15 protein-coding genes are annotated in these 16,820 nt (G+C 35.7%); 3 read left to right on the forward strand and 12 right to left on the reverse strand.

The window, feature by feature from the left end; genetic code table 11:
* The first annotated feature begins 63 nt into the window (after positions 1-63).
* The 3 genes from H4J70_RS03595 to H4J70_RS03605 all read left to right on the forward strand — a co-directional run bounded on the left by H4J70_RS03595 (position 64) and on the right by H4J70_RS03605 (position 2,574).
* A complete protein-coding gene (locus H4J70_RS03595; RefSeq protein WP_182250631.1) occupies positions 64-255 on the forward strand; it encodes a hypothetical protein in 192 nt (63 codons plus the stop codon).
* A complete protein-coding gene (locus H4J70_RS03600; protein WP_182250632.1) occupies positions 231-737 on the forward strand; it encodes a MotA/TolQ/ExbB proton channel family protein in 507 nt (168 codons plus the stop codon). Before H4J70_RS03595 ends, H4J70_RS03600 begins: the two co-directional genes overlap by 25 nt.
* A gap of 151 nt (positions 738-888) precedes the next feature.
* Positions 889-2,574, forward strand: a complete 1,686-nt coding sequence (locus H4J70_RS03605) for a Calx-beta domain-containing protein (protein WP_182250633.1) — start codon at positions 889-891, stop codon at positions 2,572-2,574.
* 227 nt (positions 2,575-2,801) lie between these two features.
* Here H4J70_RS03605 and H4J70_RS03610 read toward each other — a convergent pair whose 3' ends face one another.
* The 12 genes from H4J70_RS03610 to H4J70_RS03660 all read right to left on the reverse strand — a co-directional run bounded on the left by H4J70_RS03610 (position 2,802) and on the right by H4J70_RS03660 (position 16,515).
* The gene (locus H4J70_RS03610) at positions 2,802-5,678 is read right to left on the reverse strand and encodes a serine/threonine-protein kinase (RefSeq protein ID WP_182250634.1); all 2,877 of its coding nucleotides are present in this window, start codon (positions 5,676-5,678) and stop codon (positions 2,802-2,804) included.
* Positions 5,679-5,800: 122 nt separating this feature from the next.
* A complete protein-coding gene (locus tag H4J70_RS03615; protein WP_182250635.1) occupies positions 5,801-6,544 on the reverse strand; it encodes a hypothetical protein in 744 nt (247 codons plus the stop codon).
* Between the two features lie 299 nt (positions 6,545-6,843).
* Positions 6,844-7,173, reverse strand: coding sequence for a hypothetical protein (locus H4J70_RS03620; protein ID WP_182250636.1), 330 nt, complete (start codon positions 7,171-7,173; stop codon positions 6,844-6,846).
* Positions 7,170-7,763 (reverse strand): ECF-type sigma factor, encoded by a 594-nt coding sequence (locus tag H4J70_RS03625; protein ID WP_182250637.1) that lies wholly within the window; start codon positions 7,761-7,763, stop codon positions 7,170-7,172. The genes H4J70_RS03620 and H4J70_RS03625 overlap by 4 nt, the downstream gene beginning before the upstream one ends.
* A 65-nt stretch (positions 7,764-7,828) precedes the next feature.
* A complete protein-coding gene (locus tag H4J70_RS03630; protein ID WP_182250638.1) occupies positions 7,829-8,629 on the reverse strand; it encodes a hypothetical protein in 801 nt (266 codons plus the stop codon).
* A gap of 523 nt (positions 8,630-9,152) precedes the next feature.
* Positions 9,153-9,482 carry a YbaB/EbfC family nucleoid-associated protein gene (locus tag H4J70_RS03635; RefSeq protein WP_146798582.1) on the reverse strand — a complete coding sequence of 110 codons (330 nt, stop codon included), beginning with the start codon at positions 9,480-9,482 and terminating at the stop codon, positions 9,153-9,155.
* Between the two features lie 63 nt (positions 9,483-9,545).
* A complete protein-coding gene (gene dnaX, locus H4J70_RS03640) occupies positions 9,546-11,768 on the reverse strand; it encodes a DNA polymerase III subunit gamma/tau (protein ID WP_182250639.1) in 2,223 nt (740 codons plus the stop codon).
* Between the two features lie 8 nt (positions 11,769-11,776).
* Positions 11,777-12,331, reverse strand: a complete 555-nt coding sequence (gene apt, locus H4J70_RS03645) for an adenine phosphoribosyltransferase (protein WP_220465244.1) — start codon at positions 12,329-12,331, stop codon at positions 11,777-11,779.
* A gap of 52 nt (positions 12,332-12,383) precedes the next feature.
* Positions 12,384-12,776 carry a response regulator gene (locus H4J70_RS03650; RefSeq protein ID WP_182221585.1) on the reverse strand — a complete coding sequence of 131 codons (393 nt, stop codon included), beginning with the start codon at positions 12,774-12,776 and terminating at the stop codon, positions 12,384-12,386.
* Positions 12,777-12,814: 38 nt separating this feature from the next.
* Entirely contained in the window at positions 12,815-12,991 is a 177-nt protein-coding gene (locus tag H4J70_RS20435) for a hypothetical protein (RefSeq protein WP_182218003.1), read from the reverse strand.
* A gap of 397 nt (positions 12,992-13,388) precedes the next feature.
* Positions 13,389-15,761 (reverse strand): hypothetical protein, encoded by a 2,373-nt coding sequence (locus H4J70_RS03655; RefSeq protein ID WP_182250640.1) that lies wholly within the window; start codon positions 15,759-15,761, stop codon positions 13,389-13,391.
* Positions 15,762-15,771: 10 nt separating this feature from the next.
* Positions 15,772-16,515, reverse strand: coding sequence for a PKD domain-containing protein (locus H4J70_RS03660; protein WP_182250641.1), 744 nt, complete (start codon positions 16,513-16,515; stop codon positions 15,772-15,774).
* Between the last annotated feature and the right edge of the window lie 305 nt (positions 16,516-16,820).

Consider the following 16,820-nt stretch of genomic DNA (forward strand, 5'->3'; position numbering starts at 1 on the left):
CCAGAAGTAATCCCCCCAGTAATATTGATACTAATTAGAAATAATTAGGTATTACCTTTACCAATGCAAGACGAACTCATAATACAACCCTCGAATGAGTGGTTGGCAGCATTCGCAGACCTAATGTCTTTATTGAAGCGCTACCGATACGATGTTTTTATTAATTCAATTAAAAATATCAAACATGCATTTTCACAAAAGGAAGTTAAGTTATCTTCAACTATTGGGGAATGTTTAGAACTCGCTCAGCAATAAGAAGTGAAGGGGTATTAGCGGCTGAATCATACACAACCGCAGATCCATTCTTTCAAAAGTCGCTAGCTATGCTTGTTGATGGTCTTTATGACGATACAAAATTAGAGGAAAGCCTTGCTAAAGAAATTTTTCTGACGAGAGAGCGACATAACTCATCGATTGAAGTGCTCAATTCCTTTTCTGAACTTGCACCTGCACTGGGTATGATAGGTACGCTTATTGGACTTGTCGCTATGCTAATGAATATGGATGATCCTAAGTCTATTGGCTCTGCGATGGCAGTGGCTTTACTGACAACATTATATGGTGCCTTAATGGCTAATTGTTTTTCATCCCCTTTAGCTAAAAAGTTATCAGAAAGAAGTCTTGAAATATATCAACATCAATCGCTTGTCAAAGACGCTGTGGTCTGTATATCAAAAGGTGAAAATCCAAGGTATACACTCGAATATATTCAAACCTGTATAGACCATAAATATTGAAAGTAAAATATAAATTTTACACTCCAATTTAAAAAAACCTCATTACGAGGTTTTTTTGAGGGTTTTTCCGTTCATAACGTACCTAATTTCAATAAGCTTACATAGATAGTATTTACTCCACGAGATACGTATTTATATAAAAGGATTGAAATTGAGAAAAATAATAATTACTGGCTTATTATCATTATTTATAGCTAATAGCCTCCATGCAACTACTTATCCTGAAACCAAAAGCAAACAAAGAACAGCACAAAAGTCAGCTAAAGCATCTTCAATTAATGGTTCAGGGGGGCAATTATTAACAGGCAAGAACGGCTTTGTCATGGACTCTAGATATGATGACTCAGCTTACAACCTCAAAGACTTTGATACCAACAATAATACCATTACTGATGTTTTATTCCTTTATACGCCTGAGGCATTGGAAGACCTAGGTCATATTGAAAATATACAGTTATTTATCAAGTCTCAAATTGAAGTTAATAATGTTGCGTTTAAAAATAACGGAATACCCATCACTCGACGGGTTGCCGGCGTACTGCCTTATCATCACATTATCGACCAAACACCTGCCCTTACAGAGCTGATTAAGAGCTTCTCTGAAAGTGATACTCGACATGTCTACGCTACGTATCAAGCATCTTACTATGTCTTAATTACTAAATATCGTGGCGATGGTGCCGTTGGTATGGGTGGCCTCGGCGGAAATCACGTGGTTATGTCAACGTATATGGGCGCACTTGGTACTGGTTACACTCATGTTTTAGCTCATGAGCTAGGTCATAACGATGGGGTTCATCATGACTCTAGCGAGACGGGCTATATGGAAACTTATGCTGTAGGCGCTCGCTGTGGTAACGACTTGAGCATTGTTCACCAATCTGGTGGGAGCTTTAAACATAGAACACCCTTCTTTTCTGATATTAATATAATTAACGGAGATATTCCTTGTGGTACTGCTGGTGTAGCAGAAGCGGCTTTTTCTTACAAATCAGCTACAGACGGCGGTCAATTTTACACAAAGACGGGAACATTCCGCAAAAGAAAGGATGCTAGAGAGGTTTTGGGTAAAGTTACTTTTGATGTCGCTGAGATTACCGTATCAGAGACAGACACTTACCTTACTGTACCATATTCATGGTTTGGCTCTCCTGAAAAATATTCAAGCATTGAGATTTACACAGAGCATGATACTGCATCTGAAAGTGATGTTGCATATACAGCAAAGCGCCGATACTTCGATCACGGTACTCAGGAGGTTGCTATTAATTTAAATAATGACACGCTTTCCGAATTTGATGAGGTTTTCTACATTAAGTTTCGTCAGCCAAATGGGATTGCAGTTGAAGGCATTAGTGCTATTAAGGTGACTATTATTTCTGATGAGAAGGCTGAAGCGGGCTTAATTTCATTTGACGTTTCAAACATCACTGTCAATGAAGGAGCAAGTGCAACAATCAACCTAATTCGAACAGGTGGCTCTGATACTGACATAGAGGTCACCATAAAAAGTAGCAATGTAACAACTAGTGATAATGACTTCATTCCTATTGAGCAGGTAATTACCTTTAAAGAAGGTGAAGTTGAAAAAAAGGTGACGATTCAAACAAATGCTGATCAGGTTAATGAAGCTATAGAATCGTTTAAATTAATAATATCTTCTGAGCTGGATGTTATAGGAACAGTAAATAATATCACTGTTAATATACAAAATGTTGAGCATATTACCGTAACGCCAAACAAAGAGTCAGACAGCTCAGGTGGCGGAACCTTCGGTTGGTTATTATCACTGTTGTTAATAAACCTAACGATATTACGCCTTCGAAGTGAGATTTAAAAATGCTAACACTCAACTTTTTGTAAAATAATAAAAGACTTCAATAACCTTATGCAACGAATTATTGTTGCTATTTTATTAACTATTTTCGTGGCTTGCTTTTAAGTTCTGATCGTTGAATTTAAGCATATTCTATTCATTCAAGTACTTGGAGCTGCCACCATGTTTTCATCACTATGGTTAGTTATAAAAATAAACAATATGTTACTTAGGGTGATGAATAAGAATTAGTGAATTGGTTGGATATACTCTGGATAATTTTTATTTAAAGCATCCAGCTTTTTCTTAGCGAGTATCAACCAATGATTATCTTCACTATTATTTAACTGAGTCTGAAAATTTACAACATCTATGGTTAAATCGTTGGCTTCTTTAAACTTATTGTTTGCAAGTAAACTTTGCTGATAAAACCACACTTCTTTTTGATAAAAATCAATTTTTTGAATAGGGTAATGTAAAAAGTTAGACAATACTTTTTCCCAATAAGCTAAGGCAGGTTTAAAATCTTTATTTAAAGATAAGAGCATCGCCTTAATCCAGTTGGCATACAAAATAGAGCTGTCTGTAAATTGTTCAGATTGTAGTTCCCAATAAGTGATCGCCTCATCAAAGCCTTGCTCTATACCTATTTTATAGGCAGTAAACTCTACAACGCTTTCTACCGGATCTTCTACCACATTAATTTGAGCATCATATTTTGACAAATAAATAAACTCAGAAATATATGGCAATGCCTCTTCAAAACGATTTAGTGTTAATAACAAATAGCAATACTGCCGCAATTCATTCCAATAGCCTATTTTAAATGGAATCGAAACTTTGGCTGTGGGCATATTTTTATAGATATCCCTTGCGCTAAAAATAATTTTCTCTGCTTCAACAATATTGCCTAAAGCTAAAGTTATTTTTCCTTGCTGAAGCAAGCTTTCTAAATATGCATAACTTTTTTTTCCTTCTAACTTCTCATTAATTGCAAATGCGTGATTAGACATTAAAAGTGCTTCAAGCATTTGTAAGTTGTCATAAGCAATAAACGACAGATAAATATAAAAACTCGCTACTAAATGGTTATTTTCTCCAAGCTGTTTTTTAAATTTAACAAGCTGTTGATTTAACAAAGTACGAAATTCTTGACTGTCTTTAGCATCTATTTCAAAGTATAAAGACCTTATTTTTTTTAGTATTAAAAACGTTAACTTAGGATCATCTTTAACTAACTCTAATATTTTCTGATATTTTAAAATCAGAGGCCTAATCGCATTGGCATAACCCTTTTTATCAAAAACATCCTCACCTACAAAGTAGTTCCAGTGTTTTAAGTATTCTTCGTGCACTTCAATAAATAAAAACGTTGCTTTTTCATTATCACTTAACCCACCAACTAAAGACTTGGCTTTATTTGTGTATTCAAAATATAAACTATCTCCTTCACCTTTATAATTTTTATACAGTAAATTTGCCAAGTTTAAATAGCTCGTAAATAGTTCTTTTGAACTTATTGGGTACTTCTCTGCGTGAGTTAAAAGATCTTTAAAAACTGTTTCTGCCTTATTATTCTTAAGTTGCCCTTGTAAGCTTCTCGCTAACGTTAATAGTACTTGCCCATACTGTTTTGGAGTTAACTTATCCTTATTCCTTAGTACCTCTTCTAAAAGACTTTCTGCCTGTTGGTTATAACCAATACCGCTATAGCTTTTAGCTAATACGGTTAACAAATGATACTTAACCTCATCACTAATGCTTTGTGATGACTTAATCGTTTGCTCACCTTTGGTTAAAATATCAATAGCCTTTAAATCAGAATTCCCACCATGGGTGGGATCTGTTGATTCAAACATTGCAGACAGTTGATTAGCAACTTCTAAGGCATTGTTTTTTTCTTTTTCTATTTGAATATTTTGTTGCCAAAATAATACTGAGGCTGACAGTGATATCAACAATAAAAACGCTTGTGCGGGAGAGCGTGCCAACCATTTTTGAGCGTTATAAATACGACTATTGCTTTTAATACTGATAGGCCGTTTTTTTAAATAACGGTAAAGATCACTACTGAAATCAGTTAATGTTTTATAACGTTGCTCTGGCGACGGAGACAACGCCTTTTTAACAATATCATTGATGTCCCCCGTTAATTGCCACTTTGCTTTCAATGAGCTAACTTGACTGATTAATGATGGGACTTGCCCTTTAACCACTTGCTCAATAATTTCATTTATTGCGTGTTTATCTCGAGAAAAAGGTGTTCGTTCAGTGAGTAATTGGTGAAGAAGAATAGCCAAAGAATACTGGTCTGTTTGCAATGTTAATTTATCATTCTTGAGTTGCTCAGGTGAGGCATAATTAATACTGAGTGCACGCAGGTAACGCTGAACCATTTTCTGATGTGGGCTTGTGCTGTCACCGTGAATTAGCTTGGCGATACCAAAATCTAAGACTTTTACCACACCCTCATTATTGACCAGAATGTTTCCCGGTTTTATATCGGTATGGGCAATATTTAACAGGTGTGCTTTGCTAATGGCATCACACACGTTTAAAAATAATTTTAGACGTTGCTTAATCGTTAGCTTGTTTTGTTGGCAATAAACATCAATAGCGATGCCATCAACATATTCCATGGCAAAATAATGATGACCATCTGCTGATGTTCCGGCATCAAGTACATGGGTAATATTTTGATGGTTTAGTTTTGAAAGAATATAAGCTTCGTTGTGTACAAGGTTTTCACCGATTAAATGCATGATGGATGGATATAGAAACTTAATAGCGACTTGTTGTGCTAATTTTCCGTCGGTTCGGGTGCCGGCATAAACAACTCCCATGCCACCTCGACCAATAACCTCTTTTAAAGTAAATTGACCGACCACAGTTCCCGATAAGTGTTCAACACCATCGTCACCGGTCATATCTTTAGCATGACCCGCTATAAGCGTACGCCACTGGGTATTCTCATCGGAAGATTGATAACAGTCAAGTAACGCAATGAGTTCAGCTTTATCGGCTGAGTCATCATTAAAATGTTGATTAAGGTAGGACGTTCTTTCTTTTTCGGTTAGCTCAATTAGACAATTAAAATGCTCGTAAACATTAGTCGTTTCTTTCATTTATTTATTTTCATACAAACCATTTAAAATCTGTATAGATAATAGAAATAACAAACGGTTAAGTCAACTTGCCCTTTCGTTAAAAGACTAATAATTGCAGTAATTATTACACTTTTACATTATCAATTATATTTTAGTAAATAGGCGACTTTAGAATTGATTTGCTCTCCTATAATACTCGCTCTTCGAATGAGCCTCATATAAAAGCACACGACGATTTGGATCATAATAAAATTTGTAACCATTATACTGCCAAGATCAACGTGGCCATAACGACCAAATATCCAAGGATAAGAAACCAGTAAAGCTAATATCAAACAACTTACCCCTGACAGAAGGATCTCTTTGAAAACAGGACTCATATCGATCAGTTTATATGCGTTAAAAATAATGATTGATCCACCTATAAATATTATAGGGCCAAAAATAACGCCCAATAGTGAAGTAATAAATGCGGCAAAAATTGCAACACCATGATAAAAAAAACTCAATAGAGTTATATGCTCATTTTCTACAAAGGCACCTGATTGGTCCCACTCCCCAGTATTAATATTAATTAGCCTTACTATTTCTCCCGTTTTTATATTACTTATCACTTTCATTCGATGTCCGGGTTTGAAGCTAACATCTAAGTCATTAAATTTTAAACAACACTTTTGTTTTGTTAGTAAATTAGTCCCCCATATATCTTGAGAACTATGAAAACTCATATAATTATTAATACTCTCTGTTTGGGTATTTACTTCTGTATAAACTGAAGATGTATCTACTATTTTTCCATCACTTATAACTGACGAAGAATAGCTATCTATCTTTGAGCTATTCACAATGTACTCTGTAACGTCCCAATATTCGTCTAGATTCATTAATATTTTTCTAATAGTTAGCATTAAGATCAAAAGAAGTATTAGGGATTTTTATCTAAGTGTGGATATACGATATTCCTTTTAAAAACCTCATGTAATTATGGATTTTACGAAAATAAAATTAACACGTTCAACATTTTAATGTTTTATCACATATTAGGTTTATTAGATGTTTAATGGAAATTCTGACGAGATGTTCTATAGAGTCGAAGACTATGAATATTTTGATTGGTACTTGAAGAGTGTTGTTTATAAACGATGATGATAAAAGCGCCAGACTTGTGTGTATTCTTATAACGCTACAAAAGTAGATTAGCAGGTAATTGTGACATCGGTAATTCCTTTTTATCACCTAGATCATAAAGAGCTATTTTATAAGGTAGGTTGGATATATATAAACCAATAACTAATAAGCACCGGTGACCCATAAGTTTTTTGCATCTTATCTGAAAGTAATCACCCTGAATTTCTATAATTTTGCTTACACTGCTTCCACCAAACCAGCGAATAAACTTAAGTGAATTATTACCGTTTATTTTTAAGGTAAATTTTCTCAATGAAGATTCACTTTCTATTTGAAGTGTTTCCCCATTAAATTCAGTACTGAAAATATTGATTGGGTGGCTCATGCCATTAACCTAGTTTTCATCCATGTTTTAGCAAAAGCGATATCCTTTTCTGCAGAAGAAAAAGATATATTCAAAGTCTCTGCGATTTCTTTTGTTAACAAACCACCAAAATATTTCAAAATCACGGCCTCAGCTTGTCTGGGAAAGTCTCCTTTCAATTTATCAATACATGATGAAAGGTCTAGTAAGCGTTGGTCTTTATCATTGTTATCAATAATCAATACATCTTTATAATTATGTATTGATGTAATATCCCCTGTTCGCTTAGCGGTTAAAGACTTACGACATTGATCGACTAAAATATTGTGAATGCTTTTTGAAACCATCACAAAAAACTCTTTTCTTGAGCCATACATTTCTGAAGTGCCATTATGCAACTTAAGGTAAATCTCATGAACCAGTGCGGTTGTTGAATTAATGTGATCTTCTAAATGATTATTTGACTCATATTCTTTCTCCGCCATTTTATTTTTTGTTTTACTTGCGAGTTGACGTAAGTGTTCATAAATAATGACATAGAAATTCTCTTGAGAGCCTTCAGTACCATTCTGCCAGTTCATGATTGCTTGGGTAATATCGTTATTTTCCATTTTATTCTCTGCAAAGCGGATAGAATGCAGTGGCAGCTCAAATTAGCCACTGCGTATATAAATAGCTAACTATTAACTACACCCTTGAGTTTTTCTTCTATTTCATTAAATATTGTTGACCAATTAATAGATCGTGTTTGATTGTTCTTACTGCTAATGCCTGTTGCAACAAACTCAACAATAGAACCATCTCTATAAGGATAAAAACCAACACTAATATGTACATCTGTATTGTTATTTAATGTCATTAAATAGGTGTCTTTAAATTGTCGGTGAGCTACATCGGCTTGTCCATTTTCCCACTTATGACGTTTAAGTAGTCGATCAAAATTGCCTTTGATCGCCTCAGAAGAATACTTAGAGGTTATTTTGGAACGAACAGTAACTTCTTGACTAGAAAGATAACCAAAGTAATCAGAAATATTAACATTAGGAAGGCTTATATCCATCAAAAAGCCACCAACCTGTTTTATTTCTTTTTTAGGGGTGATGATAACTTTTAAATCATCTTCCGATCTTGTTGTTTTAACGTCTGCCAGATAATTTATACATGATTTAAATACACTACCTGTTTCAAATTTTTGACCTCGACATATATTTGTTGTTAACTCTGAAGTTGCTGTAACTTCATTATGAGTAACTTGATAGAAGTCTTTTATAGTACTACCTTTTGCTATTGTATAATTAGTAAAAGGCCTAAAATCAATATTCCATCCAGTTGTTCCCTCTGACTCAGCACCTAAAGGTAATATTACTTCAAATGATTCAGCATTAGTTATTAATTCTATTTGAGGTGGTTTTTTTGTTGCCATGCATCCAGAAATTAACATAGCAATTGAAAGTCCTAATAATGTTTGTTTATACATTTTTATTTCCAAGTAAACATAAAATCAGAATTTACTATATAAAAGAAAAGACTTAACGCTAATATACGAGCTTCTGAAAATAACCCTCAAATATTTTTAAATTATCTATTAATAATATTACTACTTGCTGATTGACGACATCCCCCTTATCTGAATGAGAATTAGTTACAAAGTGTTATTTTTTGATATAATGAAGGCGTTCATTTGATACTAATTTATCTAAAAGTCTGGCTACATATATTTATATATCATCGACGTTAACTATTTCAATTGAGATAGATAGCACTCACCGGTGTGTTTGGTTAGCTAAACATATGGGCCATGCTAATTGGGAAATGATCCAATAATTTGATGGGAAGTGGATCGATAAAGAACAACCAAATTATGTTTGTGAGATGGCTGAAAAGCTTGGCCAGAAGTATTAGCACCATATTTATGAAAATATAGTTTATATTATTTGATCCACATATGACCCAAACAAAAAAGCCCGCTTTAAAAGCGGGCTTTTTTATACACTTCAAGCTTAAAACGGCATCTTCATCCCAGGAGGTAATTGCATACCACCTGTTAGAGCGCCCATTTTTTCTTTATTTTGTGCTTCAACGCGACGAACGGCATCGTTAAACGCGGCTGAAACTAAATCTTCAAGCATATCTTTATCGTCTGCCATTAAGCTGTCGTCAATTTCAACACGTCGAACACTGTGTCCGCCTGTCATAGTCACTTTAACCATGCCGGCACCTGACTCACCAATAACTTCCATTTTAGCTAATTCTTCTTGAGCTTTAGCCATTTTATCTTGCATTTGTTGGGCTTGTTTCATTAAGTTGCCCATGCCACCTTTCATCATAATTTTTTCTCCAAAGTTCTGTTGCCGCCAAAGATAGATCTTAACGCGACAAATATCAAGTAGCAGTTACAATGCTACAATCGAATTTTCATCTAATTGTGCTTGAAAATGAGTTTTCAAACCAATAATGATTTCATCATTTTGTAATAATTCTTTCGCATAGTCATAACGTTTATCATTAATATGTGATTGAATTTGATACGGATCATGAGAGGTCTCATCGACAATTGTCAATTCTACCGTAATTTTTCGTTGTAAAAAATCAGAGATACATTGTTCTAACTTTTTATGAGCAACATCACTGTTTAAATGTTTAGTCGCTTGATTCAAGTTAAGTAGCAATAAATCGTCGGTAGACCTTTCATCAACGGTTGCATGTATTGCCAATTGACGCAGTCGCCCTGTTAACGACATGGCGTCAATCATATTTGCCCATTTGTCGACTTGATTAGCAGAGCGTATTTTTGCTGGGTCTATCGCACTAACATCAAAAGCCTGCTCAGAAATAGATGTTAATGCAGGAACATCTGAACGAGGCTCTTCTTGAGTTATTGCTTCAAGAACATCTGGACTCTTTGTGTCTTGACGCCCTTTAGCGTCATTTGACTTTTTTGCGCTATTTTCCAACCCTTTTTTTCGACTACGTAACATGTTCCGGGTCGCTATAGCTTTTTCTATAGGCGATTGAGAAGTAGGCGTATCAATATTTGGGGCTATTTCAGCTAAATCTATAGAGGGAGGCATCGCACTATGCTCTTGCTCTGAGGGCGCATCGGGTACAGCAAAATACTCAGGCGCAGTAATCATAGATTGTTCTTCTAAAGGGCTTGCTGTTGCTGGCGAAGCATTGCCCGTTATAAGGTTAGGTCTACTTTCTTCAGCTGAGTCTATAGAGGGAGACATCGCAGGATGCTCTTGCTCTAAGGGCGCTTCGAGTACAGCTGAGTACTCAGGCGAAGTAATAATAGATTGTTCTTCTAAAGAGCTTGCTGTTACTGACGAAGCATTGCCCATTATAAGGTTTGGTCTACTTTCAGCTAAATCGGCTATAGGCTGATCAACTAATGGTTGCTCGACTAGGGGCTGCTCAACTAAAGAAGACGCAACAAAATTATCAGGTTTATTAATATTGCTTTTAGCAAAGCTTACATCGTCAAAGTCGCTGGTTTGACTAACCTGAGTATCGGGTAAACTTTCGCTATTTTTGATCGGTGTAAATGCTAATAATCTCAATAAAAGCATATCAAAGGCTGCTTGTTCATCAGACGCATAAGGTAAGTCTTTACGGCCATTGAGCACTATTTGATAATAAAGTTGAATATCTTCAGCACTCATTGCTTTACTGAACTTATCAACCAATTGGTTATGCTCAGGCGACAAATCAAAGTGTTGACCAACAACTTGCGTCATAGCTACTTGATGGAGTAACTGAATAAGCTCTGCGGTTAAGCGGCTGTAATTAGGTGCGTATGAGGCTATATCGAGTGAAAGCAGCATCAGTGCTTTAGGATCTTGCTTTAATAAGCTTATCAGTATTTTAAAAACCCAATTTTGATCGACACCGCCCAACATCTGTTGAACATTGGCGAGAGTAATACTTCCCTGCCCTTGGGCGATACTTTGGTCGGTTAAACTTAAACAATCACGCATACTGCCGCGAGCGGCTTTAGCTAATAAGGTTAAAGCACCGGGTTCAACTGAGACGTTTTCAGCGGTCAGAATTTGCTGAGTCTTTTGTTCAATTTGGCCGACGGTTAATGCTTTTAGGTGAAATTGCAAACAACGAGATAACACAGTTACCGGAAGCTTTTGAGGATCTGTGGTCGCTAAAATGAACTTCACATGTTCAGGTGGCTCTTCAAGCGTTTTTAATAACGCATTAAAGCTACTACGAGACAACATATGTACTTCATCAATTAAATAAACTTTATAACGGCCACGTGTCGGTGCGTATTGAACGTTATCAAGTATTTCACGAGTATCATCAACCTTTGTTTTAGAAGCCGCATCAATTTCAAGTAAATCGATAAAACGGCCCTGGTCAATATCTTGGCATGTATCACAAACACCGCAAGGCGTTGAAGTTATCCCTTGTTCACAGTTCAAGCTTTTAGCAAAAATTCGAGCTATCGTTGTTTTACCGACACCACGAGTACCGGTAAATAAATAGGCATGATGAAGACGTTGCTGCTCTAGTGCGTTAACTAGCACAGTGACAACATGCTCTTGACCCACTAATTCTGTGAATTTTTTAGGGCGCCATTTACGTGCTAATACTTGATAACTCATATGACTGCCTAATCGCCGTTATATTGCAGTAAAGAATAAATCGATAAGCCAAGATCCGTTAAACGTTTTTCACCGCCTAAATCAGGTAATGAAATAACAAATGCAGCATCTGTAACTTCTGCACCAAGCTTTTTAGCAAGCATGAATGTTGCTTCGACAGTGCCACCGGTGGCAAGTAGATCATCAACTATCAAAACTTTATCATCTGCGGTTAGTGCATCTTGATGAATTTCTAAGGTGTCTGTTCCATATTCAAGTTGGTAACTTTGGCTAATTGTCGCTCTTGGCAACTTGCCTGGTTTGCGGACAGGAATAAAGCTAATACCAAGCGCTAATGCCAAAGGTGCACCAAAAAAAAAGCCACGAGCTTCAGTACCAAGAATCTTAGTAAAGCCAGAATCTTTATATTTAGCAGCAAATAAATCTATGGTTAACTGGTAAGCAGCCGGATCATCAAGTAAGCCGGTAATATCACGAAATAAAATGCCTGGTTTAGGATAATCAGGTACGGCGTGAATAGAGTTTTGTAAAAGAGAGAGTTCTGTATCGGTCATCGTTAGCATATCAAAAGTAAAAATTTATCATGGCTAAAGAATAAAGCAAAAGTACGATGATTTACAGTGAATAACGACTTGTATTGGTATTATTTAATTGATTTATTTCATTTACTGCATTTAACAAACTGTTTTCATTAATAGGCTTGGCAATAATGGCATGAAAATAGAGTGAACGAGTTAAAGCGATGACATCAGTAGTGTTTTGAGTTGTCATGAATATTATAGGAGTGTTAACGGTAAAAGGTTTTTTTTGAAGGTTTTTACTTAACTGAATACCGTTCATAAAAGGCATAAGATGGTCAATAATATAGAGGTCAAAATGCTGCTGTTGCGCCTTTTCAAAGGCAGCTAAACCATTGCCTGCAGTTTCAACGATATGACCCTGTTGTTCGAGTAACGGGGTAATAAAATCTAAAACGTTCTGCTTATCATCAGCGAGTAATATAACCATAGTATTAATACTTCTTATTTTAATTAAACGAGAAAATACTAATTTGAAAGCAGAGTGAACCAACCCATTACCATAGGCAAAAGTGGCGCTGAAACTAATACAATAATCGCTGCTAATAAATGAAATATAGATGAGCTGTCTTTGAAGTCTTCGCCGTGTGACATGTTGATCTCGTTAACTTGAAAATATTCAGCGCGCATTCTAGCCGACAACAAGATTTATTTCTAGTAAAAGTTGATCTAGAACAATGATAAATCATGGCCTTTGTGGCTAGGCATAATGATTGATATTAGTCTCATTTACGCTTGGTCGTTTTTAAGGGGTGCAGTTAAGATGGCTTTTTGAAAAGACGACGGTTCAGTCATAATACTTGAGATAAACCGGAATATTTAGGATCACTTTGTGCGCATTCCTGACATTAACTATGGTTTGTTCTTTAGGTCACTGATTAGCCAAAAGCGGAAGTCGATTCCCCAGATTACACTTATTGATATTTGGTTCAGTCTAAAATAAAAAAAGCAGCCTAAGTAAAATACTAGGCTGCTCTGTAAGAGCGCATTTTTACTATCAACGAAGTAAGGTCACTAAATTAAACTTACTCTTTCTAAAGAACTACATCTCAATAAAAACGCCATCACCAGCACTTAAACTAGTAATAATACCAATATCCTTATCATTCATTTGTTGAATCGTATTAGAATTTGAACTGTAAGCAGTCCATGCTTGAGTCACGTTATTAAAGAACCATACAATTTTAGCATCATCAAAAATACTTAAATCAGTAACATCTTCAGGTATAGAGATCATCTTCCAACCAGTAGGTAACTGAGCAATACCTTCTTTAGACAAGCCTACAACTATATTAAGACCATAAGCTACTGGGTTATTGATTACATTATTTTCACCATCAGTTATACCAGAAGTATTTGAGGCTGCTACTGCGGTTGCTTGAGCAGCTTCAGTAACTAAACTGAACTCAGAAAGGTTATCTTGTACGTATTGCTTACCTGTTGCTATACCAGAAGTATTTGAGGCTGCTACTGCGGTTGCTTGAGCAGCTTCAGTAACTAAACTGAACTCAGAAAGGTTATCTTGTACGTATTGCTTACCATCCGTATAGTGTTGATTGGCTTGTTCTTCAATAGACAGTGTTAATTCAGATAAATATTCAGCCGGAACAGCGCGTTTTAGTTTTTGCTCTAGTGTTAACTCACTAAAAGGTAGTTCATCTACGACAATGGATTTTGAACCAATAGAAAACTCGCCTTCATTATCAGTAATTTTTACTGAAATAGTATATTGTCCTGGAGAATCGTAAGAATATGAATCTACCTCTAGATAGCCAACGCTTTCTTCGAAGGAATATTCTACTGATTGAAGAGTTCTATTTTCGGATAGTAGATAATCTACTTTAACCTCTAATTCATTGAACTGTTTTAGTTCTCCAATAATTTCAATTGCTTCTATTGTAGGTTTGTTAGAGCTAAACTCATACGGCCCAATATCTATCGAAGCACCAACCACTCTTTTTGAACCAGACATATCAAATACAGGGGCGTAACTTTCTATTCCCTCTACCGAACCAGCATCCACTAAATCAGATATCTCAGTAAGCCTATAATCGAAATTATCAACATCACTGAAGCCTAATTCAACATTTTCATAGATATTAGAACTTGTATCACCCGAATACCCAATCACCTTACTAGTATCTAAATAATTGTGTTTAATCTGTGTATTCGTAAACTCGTTAAACTCAAGAATGATCTCAGTCTCCGAAATGAATATATTGTTATAAATTACGTTATCGTCTCCATCAGATTTAACCAGTGTGTCATTTAACAATGTATTTATTAGATTTAATTGGTTTACTGAGTAAACCCCCGTTCCTAGCGTTAATGGATCGCCAGAATCGTTGATAAATTTCGAATTAATTATCGAAAGATAAGGTTTGTAAGAGTTGCTGCCGTTATAAATTCCATTATTAATAAAAGTTGAGCCTGTTATCACTGAGCCATATAAGTAGGCTGCACTGCCTTGTGTTGGCGATTGATTAGAATCGAAAGTTGAATCAAATATATCAACTTGACTCCCCCAAATAGCCCCTCCATTTCCCCAACCAGAATGGTCACCTGTACCTGAAACGCAATTTTTAAGCTCATTTCTAACAATGTTCGCTTTTTCGGTATGGATACACCCACCGCGTTGAGCCGCTGTGTTACTGTCAAAAACGTTGTCAATAAAGTTTATGACGTAAGTATCTGACCATGAGTGAGTTGATAAGAAAACAGCTCCTCCACTACCACCTCCATGACTATCAGAACCAACTGAGGAGTTTAACTTAAATGTTGAATCTTCTATGGTGGCAACGACAGAAGTGATATCCCCGTGAATCATAATTGCACCTCCCAAAACGTCAGCTGTATTCCCTTCAAAGGTTGAATTCACAATAACTATATTTTTCGCGTCATAACTGTAAATAGCACCACCTTGGAAGGCTTGGTTATTTGAAAATTTTGAGTTACTTACCGAATAATTGTCCCCAATGAACTTGAATGCACCCCCATCACCCCCTGTGATATTATTGGTAAAAATACTATTGGTAACAAATGCCTGTTGTCCACTGTCAATCGTAAGAGCGCCACTTGCAGATTCTGAATAACCATTTTGAAAAGTAACACTATCAATAGTTGCTGAACCTGGAGTGTTAATGTATAGAATTGGATCGCTTGAATTACCATCCAAAACTGAGTTTTCAATACCACTTATAGTTAAAGAAAAGTCTTCTTCACTTTGAAAAATAAAGCTACCTAACTCATCGTCCTGTGTGGAAATGTTAGCTGCTTCCACTTTTATAATATCATTTTGTCCATTAGAGGCGGCAACCGTCAGAGCAGAACGGAATTCTTGAGAGGTAGAAACACTAAATGTTTCAGCTTTAGTAAATGAAGAAACTACAATTAGTAGTAATAAATATTTTTTCATGATTCTTTCCTTAGAATACTGGCATTGGTGGTGGTGTTGAAATTTCATCTGATGGTATTTGTGCTATAGGGGGAATTGAAACTTGAAGAACCTGCAAGGTAAAATCAGTACTGTCTTCTAGCTCACCATCAGACACATTTACTGTAATCACCTCATCGCCAAAATATTGATTGATAGGCGTTATATGTAGAATACCATCAGCAATCTCGACTTCAAAACTAGCATTATTTAACAGTGAGGTATTAAAGGTAAGTGAGTCATCATTTGAATCACTAGCAGTTAGAGCTATTTCTATGGCTGTATCTTGATAAGTAACTTTGTCTTCAATTGTAGCTAACACAGGAGCCGCATTAATAGGGTTTATTGTGAAGTTAACCGTGTCGCTACCCGTTGCCCCATCATTATCTGTTACTGTTAACTGAAAGGTTAAAGTAACTTGAGTAGCGGTTGTTACATCAAAGCTTGCTGAACCAATAGTAGAATTATCAATCGTTACAGACTCCCCTGATGTTTGAGTCCAACTGTAACTTGAAATTGAGCCATCCGTGTCAGTACCACTGCCTGACAAAGTAATACTATTTCCTTCATCAACAGTTTGATCTTCCCCTGCATTAGCTGTAGGTGCTTTATTAGTAGGAGTAGGCGCTGTTTTTTCTCCACCATCTGACCCACCACCACAGGCTACCAGCGAAAGAATTAATACAGATTGTATTAGGGTTTTTCTAAAAAAATGATGTGAATTATATTGAAGCAAAATTAGAGTCCTTCTAATCAATTATTGTAACAATATGGAGATATGAAAAAAATAAGGAGGGATTCCTTTTTAACTTGTCATTTACATTTCAAGTAAATAGCACATTCCATTGTTAATGGTATCTTCCCTAATAATCTTTTTCATGTCAATAATTAAGGAAGCTTTGATTGAACAAACAATACAATATTTCATTTTATGGAAAGAAGTTAAGCATACCGTAAAAATCTTTAAGATGACCTTAGTAATGGCAAATAAAACAGGGAAACGATATAAATTAAAACGGAACTCGCAATGTCTTCTTTCGT

The organism is Colwellia sp. BRX8-9, assembly GCF_014077245.1.
Taxonomy (GTDB): domain Bacteria; phylum Pseudomonadota; class Gammaproteobacteria; order Enterobacterales; family Alteromonadaceae; genus Colwellia_A.